General features: G+C 32.2%; 17 protein-coding genes and 3 pseudogenes. 15 read left to right on the forward strand and 5 right to left on the reverse strand.

The window, feature by feature from the left end:
• On the reverse strand, positions 1-220 hold a 220-nt coding region (locus BR72_RS15975), incomplete at its 3' end, for a transposase (RefSeq protein ID WP_035431086.1).
• Positions 221-452: 232 nt separating this feature from the next.
• Positions 453-1,127, reverse strand: coding sequence for a hypothetical protein (locus tag BR72_RS15980; RefSeq protein ID WP_035434486.1), 675 nt, complete (start codon positions 1,125-1,127; stop codon positions 453-455).
• 289 nt (positions 1,128-1,416) lie between these two features.
• On the opposite strand from BR72_RS15980, the gene BR72_RS15985 reads away from it, so the two are divergent.
• From BR72_RS15985 to BR72_RS16040, 11 genes and pseudogenes are all read left to right on the forward strand, one after another.
• On the forward strand, positions 1,417-1,923 hold the full coding sequence (locus BR72_RS15985) for a GrpB family protein (RefSeq protein ID WP_035434487.1): 507 nt from the start codon (positions 1,417-1,419) through the stop codon (positions 1,921-1,923).
• 436 nt (positions 1,924-2,359) lie between these two features.
• Positions 2,360-2,758, forward strand: coding sequence for a BlaI/MecI/CopY family transcriptional regulator (locus BR72_RS15990; protein WP_035434488.1), 399 nt, complete (start codon positions 2,360-2,362; stop codon positions 2,756-2,758).
• Positions 2,759-2,760: 2 nt separating this feature from the next.
• A pseudogene (locus tag BR72_RS27685) lies at positions 2,761-3,880 on the forward strand (M56 family metallopeptidase); the annotation flags it as partial.
• A 1,845-nt stretch (positions 3,881-5,725) separates the two neighbouring features.
• On the forward strand, positions 5,726-6,982 hold the full coding sequence (locus BR72_RS16000) for an MFS transporter (RefSeq protein ID WP_035434489.1): 1,257 nt from the start codon (positions 5,726-5,728) through the stop codon (positions 6,980-6,982).
• Positions 6,983-7,292: 310 nt separating this feature from the next.
• Positions 7,293-8,066 (forward strand): Cof-type HAD-IIB family hydrolase, encoded by a 774-nt coding sequence (locus tag BR72_RS16005; protein ID WP_035434490.1) that lies wholly within the window; start codon positions 7,293-7,295, stop codon positions 8,064-8,066.
• Positions 8,067-8,108: 42 nt separating this feature from the next.
• Positions 8,109-8,585: a DinB family protein gene (locus tag BR72_RS16010; RefSeq protein ID WP_035434491.1), complete on the forward strand. Its 477-nt coding sequence runs from the start codon at positions 8,109-8,111 to the stop codon at positions 8,583-8,585.
• 122 nt (positions 8,586-8,707) lie between these two features.
• Positions 8,708-9,085 (forward strand): hotdog family protein, encoded by a 378-nt coding sequence (locus BR72_RS16015; protein ID WP_035434493.1) that lies wholly within the window; start codon positions 8,708-8,710, stop codon positions 9,083-9,085.
• Between the two features lie 582 nt (positions 9,086-9,667).
• Entirely contained in the window at positions 9,668-10,870 is a 1,203-nt protein-coding gene (locus BR72_RS16020; RefSeq protein WP_035434494.1) for an L-lactate MFS transporter, read from the forward strand.
• 1,423 nt (positions 10,871-12,293) lie between these two features.
• Positions 12,294-12,572 (forward strand): annotated as a pseudogene (locus tag BR72_RS16030) (IS4 family transposase); the annotation flags it as partial.
• Positions 12,573-12,701: 129 nt separating this feature from the next.
• A complete protein-coding gene (locus tag BR72_RS16035; RefSeq protein ID WP_035434498.1) occupies positions 12,702-12,878 on the forward strand; it encodes a D-alanyl-D-alanine carboxypeptidase in 177 nt (58 codons plus the stop codon).
• Between the two features lie 46 nt (positions 12,879-12,924).
• The gene (locus BR72_RS16040; protein WP_035434499.1) at positions 12,925-13,419 is read left to right on the forward strand and encodes a GNAT family N-acetyltransferase; all 495 of its coding nucleotides are present in this window, start codon (positions 12,925-12,927) and stop codon (positions 13,417-13,419) included.
• A gap of 817 nt (positions 13,420-14,236) precedes the next feature.
• Here the strand turns inward: BR72_RS16040 and BR72_RS16050 are convergent.
• Positions 14,237-14,578, reverse strand: a complete 342-nt coding sequence (locus BR72_RS16050) for a hypothetical protein (RefSeq protein WP_035434501.1) — start codon at positions 14,576-14,578, stop codon at positions 14,237-14,239.
• A gap of 78 nt (positions 14,579-14,656) precedes the next feature.
• Positions 14,657-14,740: pseudogene (locus BR72_RS27165) on the reverse strand (YolD-like family protein); the annotation flags it as partial.
• A 259-nt stretch (positions 14,741-14,999) separates the two neighbouring features.
• On the opposite strand from BR72_RS27165, the gene BR72_RS16055 reads away from it, so the two are divergent.
• From BR72_RS16055 to plsY, 4 genes are all read left to right on the forward strand, one after another.
• Positions 15,000-15,983, forward strand: coding sequence for a class I SAM-dependent methyltransferase (locus tag BR72_RS16055; RefSeq protein WP_051957337.1), 984 nt, complete (start codon positions 15,000-15,002; stop codon positions 15,981-15,983).
• A gap of 128 nt (positions 15,984-16,111) precedes the next feature.
• Positions 16,112-17,128, forward strand: a complete 1,017-nt coding sequence (gene galE / locus BR72_RS16060; protein ID WP_051957338.1) for a UDP-glucose 4-epimerase GalE — start codon at positions 16,112-16,114, stop codon at positions 17,126-17,128.
• 473 nt (positions 17,129-17,601) lie between these two features.
• Positions 17,602-18,480 carry a phosphotransferase family protein gene (locus BR72_RS25010; protein ID WP_051957339.1) on the forward strand — a complete coding sequence of 293 codons (879 nt, stop codon included), beginning with the start codon at positions 17,602-17,604 and terminating at the stop codon, positions 18,478-18,480.
• Between the two features lie 132 nt (positions 18,481-18,612).
• On the forward strand, positions 18,613-19,245 hold the full coding sequence (gene plsY, locus BR72_RS16070) for a glycerol-3-phosphate 1-O-acyltransferase PlsY (protein WP_035434503.1): 633 nt from the start codon (positions 18,613-18,615) through the stop codon (positions 19,243-19,245).
• 319 nt (positions 19,246-19,564) lie between these two features.
• On the opposite strand, the gene BR72_RS16075 is transcribed toward plsY, so the two are convergent.
• A partial coding sequence (locus tag BR72_RS16075; protein WP_035434505.1) for an IS4 family transposase occupies positions 19,565-20,933 on the reverse strand: 1,369 nt, incomplete at its 5' end.

The raw sequence follows: 20,933 nt of genomic DNA on the forward strand, positions 1-20,933 counted from the left end.
TACGTGGTTGTCCTTTAAACGGTGCATTACCTTTACTACGTTCATCAAATGGTTCACCATTTTTCCATTTTTTCACCCAAACCTTTAATTGTGTACAACTTCGAATACCTAATCGTTCTGAGAGCCTTTGATAACTTTCGGACCCATTCACATAGGCCCTAACGGCATCTAACTTAAATTCTTCCGTGTAGGATTGAAATTGTTGTCCCTTTTTCGCCATAGAAAAATCCCCTCCAAGTTTCATTCTTTCCTTCATCTTATCATGAAGGTTTTTTTGAATGTCTACTTAAAGGGGATAATACCACTCGATTCATAGGGTATCGTGGCTTTTTATGTTGCGGGATCTGAAATTCTAGATAAGAATCCGCTTTTTTACCTGTAAATGCTTTATCTAAATATCTTTAGCTTAGTTTATAGATTTCCTTTGAGATCCATTTTATAGATTCCTTTAATTAATAGTTATATCTAAAAGTTTGAAACTCTCCTTTTTCAACAATGCTTTTATATTCTTTATCATTATTTTTTTCTGTTAAAAGAGCTTCCATCCTTTCGGAACTTATATTATAGTGTCTTTTATTTAGAAAACCGACATTTCTAATTGTGGGATGTTCTAATATTGGTGATAAATTACCGTCCAAAACGTTGGTATCAACAAATCGAAAATCAATTAAATTAGGGAATTGGTTTAAAAATGATAGATTTTCAAGATTACCACAAGAATTTAGACAAAGAACACGAATGTTTTTAAGTGAAAATAGCTCCTCGGTTGGAACAAATTTCTTTGATTGATTGATGTGCAAATGCTCTAAAGTATTAGCTATTTTCGATAAACCGCAATCGCTTTTTAATTTGGTACAATCATGTAGCTCTAAACGCTTTAATTTAACCAGTTTCTCTATTCCAATGAAATTTTGTATATTGGACCAATTTAATTCTAGATAGAGGAGACCTTCGGGAATTGGCATATCAATAAAATTACCTAACTTATTTTTGTAATGCCACAAAATTAAATATTCGATTTCTTGAAGTGTCATTTCTTTTAATTTATCTTCTTTTAAATTTAGATGAGAAAAGAGATTATTAGGGATTTGATCAAACCAAATCGTATTATTTCTCCAGTAATCCATTTAAATCGCTCCTATGGTTGTCCTTTTTTATGATTGTAAATCATTTTCGAGCGAAATGCTTGTACAAATCACGAAGGATCTCCGTAGATGATTTACGATTCTATATATCGATATCAAAATTATTGTACGAAAATAATAAAGTCTTTTAAAATTAAAATAGTTATTTAAAAAGATGATTTGAATTGGAATTTCACGCCATCTTTTTATTTGTATGCTATATAATGAAAGAGAGAATATTTTGATATTTAATTCGTAAAGAAAAGGGCTGTATGCAGGAGGAGTGAATCAAATGTTAGGGTTGCCCCGTGGTGAAGTTTTTTTAGTTCCTTGGACTGAAGAATGGGAAGTCGAATTTTTAAAAGAGAAACAATTAATTGAAAAACAAATTGGAGAATACATTTTGGCAATACACCATATTGGAAGTACTTCTATTCCACACTTGAGTGCAAAACCTATTATTGATATTGCGGTTGAATTAAAGAATTTTGAAAATGGTGTGGAATGTATTGCTAAGCTAGAACGGTTAAGTTATAGGTATAGAAAAGGTGTATTACCCGAGAGATATTATTTTAATAAGGGAGAACCGAGAACACATCAAATTCATATGTATGAGAAGGGTAATAAATATTTAATTGAACAATTGTGCTTTAGAGATTACTTAAAAAATAATAAAACTGCTCGGATAGAGTATGAACAGTTAAAGATTCAACTTTCAAAGGCTAATCCAAATAATAAATTTAAATATACAGATGACAAAACAAACTTTGTTAAATCTATATTGGCTAAAATAAAGTGAAACTTTAATCAGTGGGGGTTTTCTTCACCCTCCACTGATTATTAGTTGAACCAATCGGGCTTTTACGGGCAGTTTATCTCCCACTTAACTTCTTTGCTTTCACTGAATTTTGAGGTGGGAGTATTACTGCCCGTTAATGTGGGATAAATAATTAAAAAGGATGTTATGTGTAACTAATCGCCTACCAAATTTACGGGTAGGCGATTATTGTATTTCTAATATTATTTAACATTTTCTCTACAATATCGGAGCGACTTAATTTATTCATCAGATGCTTCTCTTATGTTTGATATAGCAACATCATGTATGAATTATATTTTAGAGACTAATCAATTGATATAGTTAATGAAAATATTATGAATATTATTGACATTATCTGATTACAAATGTAATATCGAATTTAAGATTACATTTGTAATATAGGGAGGGATATATAATGAAGGAATTACCTAGAATATCTGAGGCTGAATTAGAAATCATGAAAGTTCTTTGGGAAAAATCTCCTCAAACAGCAAATGAGGTGATTAAAGAACTAGAATTGATTGTAGATTGGAATCCAAAAACGATTCGAACACTGATGAACAGATTAGTTCAAAAAGAAGCTGTTTCCTATCATCATGAAAAAGGGCGTATGTACGCCTATTATCCTTTAGTGTCACAAGATCATTATCTACAAGTAGAAACAAGGTCTCTTCTCAAACGTTTTTGTGGGGTGGCGTTTAAACCGCTTCTTGTAAACTTTTTAAAAGAAGAAAAATTATCTTCAGAAGACATAAACGAACTTAGACAAATCCTTGATGAGAAGAATGAAGAGAATCAACGTAAGGGGAGATAGAAATGATACATAGATTTATAAATATCTATCTCCCGCTCGTATTTGATTGGGTTATAGAAACATCTGTGATGGCAAGTGTATTAGTGGGACTTATTTTGTGTGTCAAAGTCTTGTTAAGAAACAAGCTAAGTCCAAGGTGGCACTATTTATTATGGATGATTTTGATTGTAAGATTGCTGCTGCCTTGGTCACCTGATAGTTCTTATAGTATGTATTCACTCCTTTCATATGGTTATAAAACGACTACTTTTACTCAAAATCAACCTGTTGTTTCTTCAAAAAACGAGCGCGTGCATGAGATGGAAAATATGCAAAATACCAGTACAGTTACAGAAGAGACAAGCTCCACCGATCATACACCTCAGACAACAAAGAAACATATAGTAGAGCCCGCTCAAAATAAGAAGCAAAAAGATACCTCCATTTCTTTTTATAAAATCGCTTCATACATTTGGATAATAGGCGTTATCATACTAGGCTTCACAACTTATCTTATCAATAGACGATTACATTCCTACATACAACAACAACCCGTTATCACAGAAGAAAGAGTTATTAACATCTTTGAAAAGTGTAAAAGGTCTATGTCCATCCAAAATAATATCCCGTTACTGATAGCTGGGAAAATTTCAAGTCCGACAGTATTTGGATTCTTTCATCCGAAAGTATTAGTATCGAGTGTGCATATTAGCCGGCTTAATGAGCAGCAACTACAACATATTTTTCATCATGAGTTAGCTCATATTAAGCGAAGGGACGTTTGTGTTAATTGGATTATGTATTGCTTGTTAGTTTTGAATTGGTTTAACCCAATTCTTTGGTATGCCTACTCATGCATGCGGGAAGATCAAGAAATTGCATGCGATGCACTTGCGCTCACGTTTTTCGAGGAAAAGGAAAAAATCGCATATGGATATACCATTATCAATCTTTTAGAACATTACTCTAACTATTACCAAGTACCAGGTTTGGCGAATCTAATCAGAAATAAAAGAGCTTTAAAGAGGAGGATTTTCATGATTAAAAAGTTTCAAAAGAAATCGTATCGCTGGTCTGCGCTTGGTGTAATTACTGTGGTGGTTGTTTCATTATTTTCTCTGTTAAATGCACGTGCAGATGGGACAAACGAACAGCAGAAAGGACAAGCTTCCAAAAAAGTAATATTGACAGAAACAAAAAAAGAGGGAACGGTATATACTCCTCCTAAGCAGGAAGAATATTTGGGGGATATGACAAAAGAAGAGATACTGACGAAAATGCTGAATACAGTTGATAATTTTGAAACTGCTAAAGGTGAATTTAAAATTCATTCTGTTAATACAGGTGACAGGGTAATTAATTATGAACTTAGTTTGCATAATCAAGCAGGTGGTTATAGTAAAACTACTCGTGTGGAAAATGAAATAGAAAAGGTAACATCTCATTATTACAATAACGGTACGATGTGGGATCTTAGAAAAGATACAGGTATGTATATAGAAATGAGATATGGGCAAGAAGCAAAACGTTCTAAGCCATTAAAGATTGAAAATGCATTTTCAGTAAATAGCGAAGGAGATAACGTAACAGATTCTCGAGAAAGACCTATTATTGGTGAAGCAATGAGTTCACTATTCCCTTATGAAATAGCTTCGAACTATACGAGAAATTTGAATACTTGGGAGATTGAAAAGCAAAATGAACAGTTATTGGGGCATAATACGCTTGTTATCAAAGGGGATATCAACAAAAGAATCAACAAATCCTTCCGTTTTTGGGTCGATAAAGATACGGGAATTCTCGTAAAATATGAAACGTATGATACGGCTGGCAAAGTGGCTGATTATTTATATCCAACAAGCTTAGAAATCAATGTTCCTATTGATAGTAAAAGATTTACACCAGATTTAACAGGATACCAAAAAGAAGAACTGTTTAAAAAGGACCAGCCGCAAATGACGACTGGGAATATCGATAATCTCGTCCCAGAAGCAATCAAAGGACAATGGGAGGAAGCAAAGAAAAAACCAAATGAAACAACGACTTTGCAGCACGACGGCAAGTGGTACATTCATGCCAAAAAGGGTTATTTGGTAAACTATATAGAAGTCAATGGAAAAGAGGGAACGTTATTTTTAGCGAAAGCATCTCCGCAAAAAGAACAATTTATATTCCATGCTTTAGCAGAGGGGTACAAGGCGGAGACACTTAAGATTGTTTATGAATGAAGTAGAACCTTCTTTGAAATTTTTTGCGTTACACAGAAGAAAAAGAGTCTATCATCACGGAATATATTAATAAATATCCCGATAAGATGATCTACGGTTTGCCAAATGATTCGCTTATACACATCAAGGAAAAGAAAATGAAGTTGTTAGGTGATATTTCTATTTATATAATTATATCTTCTTATTATGTATAGGTTCCTGTTTGGTTTGGCGGGATTTATACAGAAAAAGAAATAAACACTTAAAGTGATTATATGCTTTAAGTGTTTATTTCTTTTTGAAAACTATATATGAACAGTAAATGTAGATTGGTAATTCTTATTTTGCATGTAATGGAATTTTATATGGAACTTATTCATGAAATCAATATAAAAATTTCCCCATTATAACAAAAGGTATTTTATCCTAACTTGGATAAAATGGCTCTTTTACATCGACTCAACCTAGTTTCTTATATAACAGCCGAGCTGCATTGTTGTTTACTTGAACTGTTAGTACGCTTGTTTTGTTTGTTACTTTACTTATATTAAAACCACATTTTTGGGTTAATTTGCTACAGAAGTAGTAGGTTTTTCATACTAGTTTCGTACTTTTGATTGATTTATCTTGTTGTTCTATCTAATAAAATATGAAATAGGGATATGAAAATTGGAAATAAGATGATGGATTTCGGCATTCTGTTTCAATATTTCTAGCATTTGCAACGAAATATTTTAGCTGATTGACAAGAAATATTGGAAGGAGAGGGGGAGTAATGAGTATGAAATTCACTAAATGGAGAGTATTTAGTAATAAATGGTTTGTTATTTATTTTATAGGAGCAACCTTTTCAAAAATCGGAAGTCAAATTTATCGATTAGCCATTCCTTGGTTTGTGTTTGAAAGAACGAACTCAATTGGTTTAATGAGTTTGATGTGGGTTGTTGAAGTCGTACCTTTTGTAATTTTTGGTCCTTTTTTGGGAGCAATGGTAGACAAATGGAACCGCAAAAAGGTAATGATATGGTCTGATTTTGGTCGTTTTTTATTAGTGGCTATGTTGCCGTTATTATCATTATTTGGCACAGTTCCTATTGGGATAATATTTGTAATCGGCTTTTTATTGTCAATCCTCACATTGTGCTTTGATCTAGTTGCGGACTTTGATATGTTGCCAAGGTTAGTAAAAGAAGAACAATTAACGTCTGCAAATTCCATTTACATAGGTATGGATAACTTAGCGAATTTATTTGGACCAGCTTTAGCAGGCTTTACAATTGCTTTAGTAGGGACGATTCACGCAGTTTTATTAGATGCATTTTCGTATTTGTTTACGCTAATTGTAGTCATCATTTTGCCAATAAAATTTGGTGAAGTAGAGAGAAGTAATGAAAAAATGACATTTAATAAAGTGTTTCATGATGTAAAAGAAGGAGTGATATTTCTAATTCATAATAGAATTTTGTGGGTATTAGCAGTTATAGGATGTCTTTATAATTTGGCTGTTGGAGCCTTATATATAGTAATGACATATCACTTAGCAAACGATTTTAATCTAAGTGCTTCTCTTGTTGGAAATGTGTATTCGATAATGGGAGCTATGACTTTATTAGGATCATTTATGGCCCCATTTGTAATAAAATATATGCGAATGGGATATGCAATTACACTTGTGGGGCTAGTTTCTTTAATAGGGACAATTATGCTTGCTGTATTTCATGATTGGCAGATTGCTATGTTTGGCTATGCAATATTGAATATCGGCGGTGTAATGCTAAATATATACACATTTACAATTAGACAAAAAGAAATTCCTAATCAATTTATGGGAAGAATTAATGCGGCATACCGTATGATATTAACGGTATCTTTTCCGCTATCTGGAGTTCTGTTAGGAGGACTAGCCTCTACTTTTGGAGCAAGAATAGCTTTTATGGCAGCTGCATTGGTTATGTTTGTTCTTATGTTATTTATTTTCATATCGAAGTTACCATTTTACCAGGAAGGTACTAAAGAAAGATCTAAAGCTGCAATTTAGATTAAATGAAAATCTTTATAAATTTTGATAGGTATTCAAATCATCCGTATTTTTTCCTCTTTTGAGCTAAACTCATCTAAATATGATCAAATTTGAGAGGCAGTTTTTTATAAGCGTCCTTTGCTCATTTTTGTATCGAGACAGTTAAACCGTTAATTTTATTTTATAACGCGTCAAGTTCTTCTTATTTTTAGAACAGTTGCTAAATAATATCTTTGGACTTATATTATTAGGGTGTCAAATTTTCTGATTTTTCACTTTTAGGTACTTTTCTTCTGATTAATATATTTATTTGTAAAGGAGTTATCATATGGATTATAGAATTGTATTTTTTGATGTTGATGGAACTCTTACACATCATGAAAATGGTAGTATTTCAAATAAAACGAAAGAAGCTATAAAAGTATTAAAGAATAGAGGGATAAGGGTAGTTGCAGCAACAGGAAGACCGCTATCGATGTGCGATGAAATAAGAGAATTAGGAGTGGATACGTTCATTACAGCAAATGGAGCTTATGTAAAGCATAAACAAGAGATTCTTCATAAAGTGCCAATGGATAAAAATGTTATTCGAGAAGTTGTTGAATTTGCAAATATCGAGAATAATGGTCTATCTTTCTTTACAGAAGAATTTAGTATGAACGGTGTAGAAGATAAAGCAATACTAGAAGCACTAAATGAAACGTTGTCATTGAATGCTTATCCAAATATAAATAAACATATTTATAATCAAGAGGTCTATTTGATGTGTTTGTATGCTACTGATGAAACAGTAGAGAGATATATTCATAAGTTCCCGCATTTAATGTTTAGCAGATGGCATCCTTTTGTCTTAAATGTGTTACAAGAAGAAGTGTCTAAATCTTTAGCGATTAAAAGTGTATTACAGTATTTTGGCATTGATAAATCAGAGGCTATTGCGTTTGGGGATGGAGGGAATGATATAGACATGTTGGAATTAGTAGGACTTGGGATTGCTATGGAAAATGGGAATGAACAATTAAAAGAAGTTGCAGATTTCGTCACGAAAAAGTCAAGTGAAGATGGGATCGATTTTGCTCTTAGAAAGTACGGAATTATTTAAGTATTAATAAAGAACAGACATTTTTTGTATGGAGTGATTTCTTTGATAGATTTGTGTCATTATAATTGGCAAGTTAGAGAAGAATGGTTTAAGTGGTGTGAAACAATTGCGATTGAAGAGCTAACGAAAAAGCGTGCAGGCGGTATGGGGAGCATTATACATACTTTGTTTCATGTGATTGATTGCGAACAATTATGGATTAATCAGATGCAAGGAACTGCTGTTATTAAAAAAGATATTAATACAATTTCTAGCCTAAGTGATGTAAAGACATTTTCAATTATAACAAAACCAGTAACACAGAGATTTCTAGAGTCATATGCTCTTGATACTGGAGAGAGAATTTTAGAAGTTAAGAGTAAGAATGGTAATTCATTTTCATTTACATATGAAAGAATTATTCGTCATATCATTACGCATGAAATTCATCACATTGGACAGCTGTCTGTTTGGTCACGGGAAATTGGTATCGAGCCTGTTTCATCTGATTTATTAATAAGGGATTATGTAAGAATCTAAGTGTATATTTTATTTTTAGGAGAGAGTCTTTAACAACAAGTACTTTTACGTACAGAAAAAATTAAGTATATTCGAACAGTGAAATTAAGTGAACCATGAAATGTCTTTGAGGAGGGGTATCGATGGGATTACAAGTAGGCGAAATAATCACCTTTGAACGAACGTTTACAAAAGAAGATGTTGTATTATTTACGAAGGTATCAAAGGATGAAGGTGCTCATCATGTGACACCAGATGAACAAGGGCGATTTGTTGTACAAGGACTTTTAACATCAACACTCCCTACGAAAGTTGGCGGTGATTATAATGTATTGGCTCGTAAGATGGATTTTGAATTTTTACGCCCAGTTTTTAGTGGTGATACGATCCGTTGTGATGTAATTATTGAACAATTTGAACTGGATGAAAAAAATCGCACAAAAATTACTGCGGCGTTTACATGTATGAATCAATTTGAAAAAGAAGTATTAAAAGGAAGTTTCTCAGGTATAATTCTTTAATTATTTATAAAAATATGTAGTATAGCTTTTAACAGGGTTGAAAAATCGAATAAGATAGATGTGCAATATTGTATTATAGAAATTTAAACAATCGATGTAATAATTCAATGAGAGAAACTTGAAAAGGAGTTTGTTTCATAAATATTACATCTTTTTTGATTTACTGTTTAATTTTATCCCGCTATTCGTGGGCAGTAATACTCCCACCTCAAAATTCAGCGAAAGCATTGTCCAGCTCTAGCGGCTAGAATCTCCGGCCGTTTCCGCTTTTCTTAAGAAGTTAGGCGGGAGATAAACTGCCCGTAAAAGCCCGATTGGTGAGGGCTGATAATCAGTGGGGGATGAAGCCCCCCACTGATTAAAGTTTCACTTTATGAAAGAGGATTCAAAAGTGCCTGTAAGCTGTACTTATGCAAAAGAATTAAAGAGGCTGCTTTGTATTTAATAAGCAACTTTTTGTATTTCATCCTTCTTTTTTTGTAACTGATTTCATATATTTGACGCTCTGTGTTGTAAGTGCCTACGCAATCATTTACATCATATACAATAAAGCTATCAAATCGAAAGAGGTGGAAGGACGGTATGAAACGTTCATCTATTAATCCGTGGCTTGTTGTCCTCGGTACAGTCATTGTACAAATGGGACTTGGAACGATATATACATGGAGTTTATTCAATCAACCTTTAGTGAGTAAATACGGATGGAGTCTTAACGCTGTTGCGATAACCTTCTCAATCACTAGTTTTTCTTTAGCATTTGCAACTTTGTTTGCGGGTAAATTACAAGAGAAATGGGGAATTCGTAAACTCATTATGATAGCCGGATTAGCTTTAGGAATTGGCTTGATGCTTAGTTCACAAGTGTCCTCATTACCAATGCTTTATGTACTAGCAGGCGTTGTTGTAGGTTACGCAAATGGTACAGCATATATTACTTCACTATCAAATTTAATAAAGTGGTTTCCAGAGCGTAAAGGTTTAATTTCTGGTATATCTGTCGCTGCTTATGGCACGAGTAGCCTAATTTTTAAATATATTAACACAAAGTTCATTGATTCAGTTGGTGTATCACAAGCGTTTTTATATTGGGGATTAATTGTTGCAGTTATGGTAGTGGTAGGCGCTTGTTTAATCCATCAAGCCCCTGAACAAGATACAGTACATGAAACAAAAAGTCATGACTTTACAACAAGAGAAATGCTACGTACAAAAGAAGTTTATCTGTTATTCATTATGTTTTTTGCATCATGTATGAGTGGTTTATACTTAATTGGTATGGTAAAAGATATCGGTGTTCAACTCGTAGGACTTAGCGCAGCAACAGCAGCTAATGCTGTCGCCATGGTTGCGATTTTTAATACGGTTGGCCGCCTCATTTTAGGATCGTTGTCAGATAAAATTAGCCGTTTAAAAATTGTTTCTGTAACGTTTGCTGTTATAGCTATGTCTGTTTTTGTTCTCAGTTTTGTAGATTTAAATTATGGTATTTATTTCGCCTGTGTAGCAAGTGTTGCTTTTTGCTTTGGTGGAAATATCACGATTTTCCCAGCTATTGTTGGTGATTTCTTCGGTCTAAAAAATCATAGTAAAAACTATGGTATTGTATATCAAGGCTTTGGTCTTGGAGCACTTACAGGTTCCTTTATCGGTGCAACTTTAGGTGGAATTAAACCAACTTTTATGGTGATTGGTGCATTGTGTGTCGTGTCATTTGTTATCGCTATTTTCATTCGACAACCTAGTCAGCAAAAAGAAAAACAAGAAAATTATCGTAGCGTAGCGTGAGTGGTTTGGATTTTTAATATATTATAAAAATAAACGTATTTAAAAATAAAAGAAGAGGGATTCGCTTTTCTAATGAAAAGTAGATCCCTCTTCTTTTTCATACTTGTAAACTTCCTTTTATTATGGTTGCAAATAATGTTTTGAGCGATGTATTTTTGGTCATCATGAAGGATATTCTTAGATGGTTTTTTGTTACATGTAATGTTATATCGCAGTTTGGGCAAACAAGTTTACGAGAGTTATTTCTTAAAAAGAGGGTTTTCTTTTTAATTTTGTAACGGCATTTGGGGCAAGTCTTCATTTTTATCTCACCTCATCGCTTTTTAATTTGAAAACTAAAGAATTTTTTGGATAAATAAGAAAAGAAGTAGGGGAATTTAATTTTTTTCTTTTACTATAAATTTACGAAAAAGAGAGTATATTGCTAGAAAAATGATGATATAAATCCCAAAATCCATTGTAAATAATAAAATGTTAAATTTATCTTGAAATAGGTTGTAGCTCAGGCCGATATAGGAATAGATGAATTTAGAAATGAGATTTGAAAACAGAATAGAAAAGAACATTACAGTGAAGTCCCTCATTGATAGCCTCCTGTCAAATATAATATATGGGGTCCTGACGCATCGCTATCAAGTTAAGATTTTAAAATATCCCCAAAATGAAAATTTTGTTTTCCAATAGTTATTTATAATAATTCAGCTCATTTTTTTCGTTTTTTGGAATACTAATTCCTTAACTTAATAGATACGGAGTGCTCCCCTGTTAGTATTAATCATCCTGATCGAACGTCCTGTATTTCTTTTATAAACAGTTGAAGATTGTTTGTATATTCTTTCTCATCTACATTATCTATCCCAAAATGTTTAGGAACTACAATATAGGTATGTTTCGGAATTATGATGCAGTATGCTGAATCTAATTTCTTTACACTATGTGTTTTGTTAAGACTGTATTCTAATTGTTCACTGTTAGAGGTTATATATATTTTTTTATTGTGGAGTTCAAACGAAATGTTTCCTATTACCCCAAGGTTTTTTTAACTATCTTACGTATAAATATTATAGGCTTTACTTTTTGAAACAAGAAATGAATTATTATAGAATAAGCTATTATAGACAAGACTGTTCCTAAAATTGGAGTGAAAAGGGTAGCGTATTTATGTTTAGTAATTTGATAATTAATAATGAATGCTGAAAAAGAAAAAATATGGAGAAATATTTCGCTGTAGAGTAAAAGTCTTTTTGTAACGGTTGCTACTACGTATTTATAATTATCTTCTGAAACATAGTAAGTTATATTCAAAAATCCATCACCCTTTTTAAATAAGAGTATATCGAATTTTCTGTAAACAAAACAACCTCTAAAATGAAAAATACGTTATTCTTTCTGTAGAATCATAGGAAAGGATGGCGTTTTTTGTATGTCTATTTCTATATCTGATGAATTACAACTATTTGCTCAAGAGATTCAAAGCTTTTTATCTCCAAATATCTTACGAGATCTTGCTAGAGATGTTGGTTTCGTGCAACGAACCAGTAAATACCAAGCAAAAGATTTAGTCGCTTTATGTGTATGGATGAGTCAAAATATCGCTACGACTTCTTTAACTCAATTATCTAGCTGTTTAGAGGCATCAACAGAAGTGCTCATCAGTCCTGAGGGATTGAATCAACGATTTAATCCCTCAGGGCCCCTATTTGAGAGTATTAAAATCTCTTGAATTGATGGGCATGTAAGGTGACCCTATATAAATATAATATAAAACAGGATTTTCCATCTCTCTTTCCGAATATAGTTATATTGTTTTTTATAAAAAGGAGAATACATAATGAAATGTCATCCGTTATTTTTATTTATAGTTGGAGCATTTGTATGCTCTTTAGTATTTAATTTTTTCACAGGTAAATCTGAATGGAATGTCTTTTTCTTATTGATACTTGGAGCAATTTCAGGTTATCAAATCGGTAAAAATGAAATTAAAAGACAGATAAACAATACAAATTAAATTACTACCATTAACAAATTTTATGTAAATAAAAGGAGAAATTAATATGCCAGAACTACATACAAATCGTCTTATTATGACTACATTTACAGTTGAAATGATGGAGAAGGTAATGAAAAACGAACATGCTTTTACAGAGAAATTTTCATTAAATGTGCATTCTGAATGGCCTTTACCCGAATACCAACAATTTTTCCCTTACAAGATTAGTAAGTTTAGAGAAACTCCTATAGAAAATAAGTGGGAAGGGCTAATCATACATAAAAAAACGAACACAGTTATAGGTGATATGGGTTTTAAAGGTAGTCCCAATGAGGAAGGAACTATAAACATAGGATATAGTATAGTGCCGGATCAAAGAGGAAAAGGATATGCGAGCGAAATGGGAAAAGCGCTTGTTCAATGGGGACTTTCTCAATCAGGTGTTAAGAAAGTTGTAGCTACTTGTTCTCCAGATAATCAACCGTCTATTAAGGTTTTACAGAAAATTGGATTGCAGTTTACCGAAGAAAAAAACGGGAAACTTTACTGGACCACATGATCAGTATGACTTCCGATAATCTTGATTATAGAATCCTGCCACAGGGCTATCAACTTAACAAAAGAAACCACCCCAGAATGAAAATTTTATACATTTTTCTCATTTTGGGGTAACTCGTTATTTTTAGCTTGATGGGCATGTGGCGATACCCTTAATAAAAGTTTACTTTTTTATCTATCTGGACTTACTTTGAAATGAAAAATTATGTATATTTGGTAATAAATAATACTTATTACTAAAACATACAAAGGGGTTTCATAATGGATATTTTTTTATTCAATTTATTATTTTTTTTAGTCTTAATTTTATTGAAAATTAATTTTATTTCAGCACTAAATACAGAGCTAAAAAAAGAGTCAAAAAACTATTTAATAATAATTATTAATTGTTTTTTTATAATTATTTTTTTGTGGCTTAGTATAACTGTTTTTTTAGAAATTACTTTAATATTACGCAAAAATTTCGATAATCTATCTTTATAACATATTATATTAATTTACTGTTCTTCATTAATTTGTCTAGCTATCATTTTATCGAGATGTTAAAACTTTTAGATATTTACATTCAAATTACCGAAAATATTTACTTTATCCCAAGCCCCTTAATATCCTCAAAATTAGAAAGAAAAGTATACATTCAAAACACTATAAATAAAGAGGTACAGAAATCCATGAATAAAAATTTTATTTTAAATAAAATCAATTTATGAATATATGTAATTTAAATTATTAAAAATAATTAATATAAAAAACTCTGATTTTAAAAAGATCAGAGTTTTTTTAAATGCATGGTGATCCCTTATATAATAATAAAATTATTATAATTGTGCACTAACAGTAATAGTAAGTACAACACCTAAAACTAAAATAATCCAAGTCCAATACTTATTTCGAATAAAAAATAATGCAGAGTTATCTTTTATTTGAACTCTTTCTCCGGTTTTTTCATCGACGAGTGTTCGTACACTATCAGATATAAACTTTTTAGTGAAAAAATAATTAATCATCGCTATAAATATAGTACAAGATATTCCATTCAAAATAAATCCAGGGTTATGTTGCGTGTTCACTTGCAAAATAATAAAAGGGATTGCATTTATCACATTCCCTAAAATGAATGCTAGGACTACTAACAGTCCCTTACCTCTCCAAATAATCATTACAATGACTCCTTTCAATTTCTAAATAATGGGACATGCATATTACATTATATTAATTTATGGAGTATTAATCTACTTTAATGCTTTTTCAATCCGTTCTTTTGTATCCTCAGTCAAAAAAGGCTTTGGAACCTTGTATTGCTCCTCAAAAATTCGATTTATTCATTCATATTGGTGGGACGCCATGTTGCAAGAAATACTTAATCATAGTACACCACAAATCATCTTAAAATCTAATTTATTTGTATAATTAATGTAAAAAGGAGAGCTAAAATAATACCAAATATTAAATTTATTATTTACTTAATTGCAACCGCTTTAATGTTTTGTTCTGCAATATTAGGAGAACTGGTTTACTCAATAAAAAAGAATTTAAACAATTTGTGTACACAAAAACTTACTGAAAATTTTAAATTATGATATGTTTTTATTAATAAAAAATAGGGAGGTAAACAACATCAAAGGAAAGAGTATTCATTTTAGAATTAATGAAACAATTTTAGAAAACTTTGAAGACGCATTAGTATATGAAGGAATAAACAAAACAGAGTTTCTAACTCATGCTATTCAAAATTTTTGTGCAAAGGTGGAATCACAAAAAATGGATGATGTTAAGCGTCAATATGGAGCTAGTACTCATTTGCAAGTACGAATGGATACACATGTTTTGTACGAAGAAAAACGTGTTAATTTAGATGAGTGGGTTATCAAGCTATTAAATTTAACACATGATGAAAAGATTCTTGATATTGGATGTGCGACAGGTGCATTCCTTTCACTATTACAAACAATGGGTCATAAAGGACATCTTACTGGACTTGATCAGTCATCTAATATGATTGAAGAAGCAAATAAGCTATCTCAACAAAAAAATCTAAATATTGAGTGGATAATTGGAGATGCAAGAAAGCTTCCGTTTTCAAGTAATTCGTATGATTGGTTGGTCGCAAGACATATGCTATATCATGTTCCAAATCTTCAAAGCACAATTGAAGGCTTTAAAAGAGTAATTAAGCCAAATGGAGGACTACTTACTACTACAAATTCATGTGAATCATTACCGAAGATTAGAGAACTTTGTAATAACATGCTAATTGAATTTGGTTTCCCTGAAAGAGTTTCGCCAGCCGCACCATTTTGCATTGAAAATGCAAAAGAAATTTTAAGTTCGACGTTTAATAAAGTGGAAGAAAAAGTTATCTCTAATTCATTAATTTTTGAACAACCTGAACCAATCGTGAATTATATTATCAGTATGTTTCCATCTTTAAACATACCTCACGATACAGACCTATACACTGATATGATAAATTGGTTGAAATTTGAAGTCGAGAATATATTAGCACGTAATGGTAGAGTATGGCGTGATCCGAAAGATGTAGGATTTTATATATGTAAAAAATAAGAGGAGAATAAAATGTTATTAAAAGAAGAAATCAAAGTAGTAGTTGGTGCTGGAGTATTTAACAATAATCCAGGATGATTGGTCAAATAAAAAACATTACATACTATTATAATTAGGAGCTGAAAAATATGAATCAGACAATATTAATAACTGGCGGTGCAGGATACATAGGTTCGCATACTACAAAGAAAATGCTAGATTACGGATTTAATGTGATTGTAGTCGATGATTTAAGCACAGGCTATCGAGAAGCTGTTGACAATAGAGCTGAATTTTACCAATTAGATGCAACTGATAAAACAGAATTTTCTGCCTTATTATCCAAACTACAAGTGGATGCTGTTTTACACTGTGCTGGTAAAATAATTGTAAAAGAAAGTATGGAACAACCATTTGATTATTATAATGCTAACGTTTTGGGTCTTCAAATGGTATTAGAAGCTTTGGTTGAAAATAACATTAAAAATATTATGTTCTCTTCAACAGCTTCTGTTTATGGTGACAATTGTATCCATTCACCTGCAACAGAAAACACACCAACATCACCTGTTAATCCATATGCAGAAACAAAATTAGCAGGAGAAAAATTAATTCATTGGGTAGCTAATAGATACGACATGAAATATGTGATATTCAGGTATTTCAATGTTGCTGGAGCAGAATTGGATGCATCAAATGGTTTAGCGATGTTAAATACTACTCACATTATTCCAAATGCAAATAAAACCATTTTAGGACAAAATAACGAATTGTTAATTTTTGGAAATGATTATGATACAAAAGATGGAACATGTATTAGAGATTACATTCATGTTTTAGACTTAGCAAATGCACATACCTTGGGTATGCGATATTTATTATCTGGTAATGAATCGAATTTATTCAATTTAGGTACTGAAAAAGGATATTCTGTATTAGAGATTGTACAAAAAGTTGAGAGCGTGACGAAACAAACATTAAACTATCGATTTGTAGAAAGACGTAACGGTGATCCTGCTAATATTTTAGCAAATTGTATAAAAGTAAAAGAGATATTAGGATGGCAACCCCAGTACTCCTTAGAACAAATAATTAAGTCCGATTATGAATGGCGATTAAAGCATAAATATAGTCCCTTCTTCTCAAAAAACCTATTACTCTCTTAGATTTAACAATCATGATGGTGGCACTATCTACCTAAATGGTGAACAAGTTTATTACCAATAATCTGTTTCTGGGGTATCGCCCATACCCATCAAGCTAAGATTTTAAAGTACCCCCAAAACGAAAATTTTATCTCTTCTTAGTTGTCTATGGGAGTCTAGTTCATTTGTTGTTTTAGGAAATAATGAATTTATAACTATAGTAGGGGTAGCGTTCAGGAAAATGTTGATTTTATACGCTAAGGATATGCAGGATACGAGAGCAGTTTAAACTGTCAAATGCTGTTGTGACGGAGATGTATGAAATCCTGTATACAGCGGAGGGAACAGAAAGCTGGCAAACTCTTGGTATGAACGGATTCCTGAGACTTGGTTACTGCTAATAATGATACGTTATGTTAACCGAACATGAATAAAATATACATAACAATCAACCCTTCTTTTCTTGATACAATAAAAATAAGGGAGGTGTTCATTTGAATAGATTGCCAGAACCGGTTCAGCAATTCATCAAAAAGAATTATGGAAATCCTAAAGGGATAAATGAACTAAATGGCGTTAATAAAGAAAAAGGAGTATCTTGTTTACAGCTCTTGTTTGAAAAGACGTCTATTATAATCAAAAATACCGCATATAAGAGAGAATACGATGTTTATAATCATTTAGCCTCATCTTTCCAAAGTAAAGAGATTCATATTCCCGATACATACTATACTTACGAAGAAAAGAACACTTATTGGTTTGTAATTGAAGATATACCATTGTCATTTCCTAAAACCAGATGGAAAGGTGACATAGAACAAATAAAGTATTTATTTACTTTACACTTCAATACATGGAACCAAAATCTAAAGATAAATGAGCCATTTATCTTTCAATGGAATGAGAGTCTAAATAGCAAAGCATTAAAATTACTACCATTGAATTTAAAAACAGTAATTGAAGATTTACGTATTGTATCTAAAGATATATTTTTCCCCTTTTGCTGTGTATCTGGTGATCCCAATCCTACGAATTGGGGAATAAGAAATAACAATCAACTAGTTCTATTCGATTGGGAACGTATAGGATACGGATCCCCTGTTATTGACCTTGCTATTATAATCCCTGGACTAGGAACTACAAATAAATCGCTCGAAGCCAGTATTGCTAATACATACCTTAACTTTTGGAAAGCTACTTCAACATCTTTTCCATACTCAGCCTCAGAATTAATACAGCAAATTACACTAGCTAAAATATGGAGTGCATTAGATTTTATAGTTAATAATGCGGACACATTAGAAAAACAAACATTAGAACTTATCGTAAAACAGCTAATTGATAAACTGGAATACGAACATGCAACTTTATAAAAGATAAAGTAACTTTCGCTAATGTGGCGTTATGTTAACCTTACATGAATACGATATTCATAGTCTGCTACATACTACGTTCTGATAAAATGAAATAAAAGAAAATTAAAATAATTTAAAAGGAGAAGCGTGATGATTGATATTTTTAAAATTTTTGCGGCCTTAGCTTTGGGCTACTTTTTAGGCAGCCTTAATACAGCGGTGATTGTAGGGAAAATATACGGCAAGGACATAAGAAACCATGGAAGCAAAAACGCTGGGCTTACCAATACCCTAAGGGTACTTGGTAAATCTGCTGCAGTGTTTGTTCTTGCGGGAGATATATTAAAAGGGATAATTGCCTGTTTTATAGGATTGTTCCTTAGCGTTTACTTTTATTCGGGAGAGTCTAAAGATTGCGTAAGCCTTTTAGCGGCAGGCGCAGGAGCGATTATAGGGCATAACTGGCCGATATATTTTAGGTTTAAAGGGGGCAAAGGAGCACTTACAGCAGTAGCTGTGCTGTTTATGATTGATTGGGTTATGGCCCTTTTATGTCTTGGCTCTTTTGTAATAATAGTAGCTTTAACCCGTTATGTTTCTTTAGGAACAATATGTGCTACAATACTTGTTGCGGCCATTTCATTTATTCCTATTTTTGGGAATACTTTATATTTTTATATATTTGCGTGCCTAATGGCGTTTATCGTTATTTTCAGGCATATGGAAAATATACAAAGGTTGCTTTCAGGAACAGAAAATAAACTTATTTTTTCACGGCGTTGATCATGTCGTCAAAATGGAAAAAATTTAAAATTAGTTAACCATTTAAAACAAGAGACCACATTACAACTTCCAATAACGAATTTTACGTTAACTAGCCCTCTCTTGCAAGGGCTAGTTGTTTTTTTACAGTAACAAAGATGAAATTTTATTGTTAGAAACTGTCTTAGCGTACGAAAACTGCGTTTTGCTGTCAATACCCCATACCCATCAAGCTAAGGTGGACAAGAGGGTATATGTGAATGTGTTTTTTGAAATTTTTACGACTACACTAAAGATGTGCATAACAAATAAACCTATTAACTAGGCATTTTAAAAAATATTATACAGCCTTGAAACTTTTTGACAACATATAATCATAGACAACACCTAAGATATCAAAGACGGTTTTCTTTTCGTACCGGTGAGATTTTCTTCCGTTTTTCTCTAAAAGGTAAAATAAACGCAGTAAAACTTTTAATAATTCATGGCTGCCCTTCTGTAGTCCCTCATAAAACAATAGATAATAATTCTTTATCATATAGATGGATTTGTATTCACTTAACTCTTTCTTTTTCTTATCCAAGAGTAACTGACGCATTTTAAACATCGTCGATGAACAGAGTAAAATACTAATGAGTTGTCCATATAAATGGCATTCTAAGCGTTCTTTCTTGATTTCTTTGCACTTGTCAATTTGAAAGAAAGATTTCCATGTTTTGAACAAAATTTCAATTTGCCAGCGTAATGAATATAAGTCATGGATATGTTCTGTTGGAACATTTTCTGTTGGAAGATTCGTAATATACACATTGATCCCACTCAACCGCTTACTTCGATCTTTGTAGGTAATACCTTTCTTTTTTTCTTTTTTGGCTTGTTCCTTCAACCTTTTCTCTGTTTGCTCCTTTGTTAATCGATGAATACTGACACGAGCTGGTAATTTTTGATACTGTCCAACGTATGCCTCTGAAATTTCCATTGTTTGACCAGGGGACAATTGATTCATGAGTTCCTCCATATCTAACTGAATATAGAGTGATCCTTTCTTCACGGTCCCATTTCGAAAACACTCTGGCTTATCATTCTTACGATAGATTCGAGAATTTAATTTCAAACGTGAGATATAGTAAGCTCTTTTATCATGGATCTTCTGTAAGTCATGTAAGTCGAAATAGCCTAAATCTCTTATATACAAGTCTTTTGGTCGAATGGTTTGTAGGCTTGTTGAACCAAAGGTTTTATCATTTTCTCTTCCTTCTCCTACATAAACGTGCAAGAACTTTCCACTCAATAAGTCATACTCCAATTGAATTTTAACTCCTGCCGTATGGCTACTTCCACCTGAGCCTTGATAATGTGAAGAAAACTTATCTGGAAGCTGAAATGTTGTAGAATCTAGAATCCGAATGCTCTTAAAGATTGTGGTATATTGATGAATTATTTCTTTTGTTAAATGAATTCTTTGAGTTAGAAGGTTAGCTAAAACTTGTTCAAGAAATTGTACTGCGGAAGCATTAAATCGTTGGTTAAGTCCTTCAGGACTAATAAGAACACCTGTAGATACTTCAAGACAGCTACATAATTGTGTGAGTGATGTACTTGCGACCTGTTGACTAAGCCATACACATAAAGCAACTAACTCCTTTGCTTGATATTTACTCTTTCGCTGAACGAATCCTTTTTCTTTAGCTAGGTGTTCTAGAACATGA

It is taken from the genome of Bacillus sp. UNC322MFChir4.1 (assembly GCF_000746135.1).
In the GTDB taxonomy this organism is placed as follows: domain Bacteria; phylum Bacillota; class Bacilli; order Bacillales; family Bacillaceae_G; genus Bacillus_A.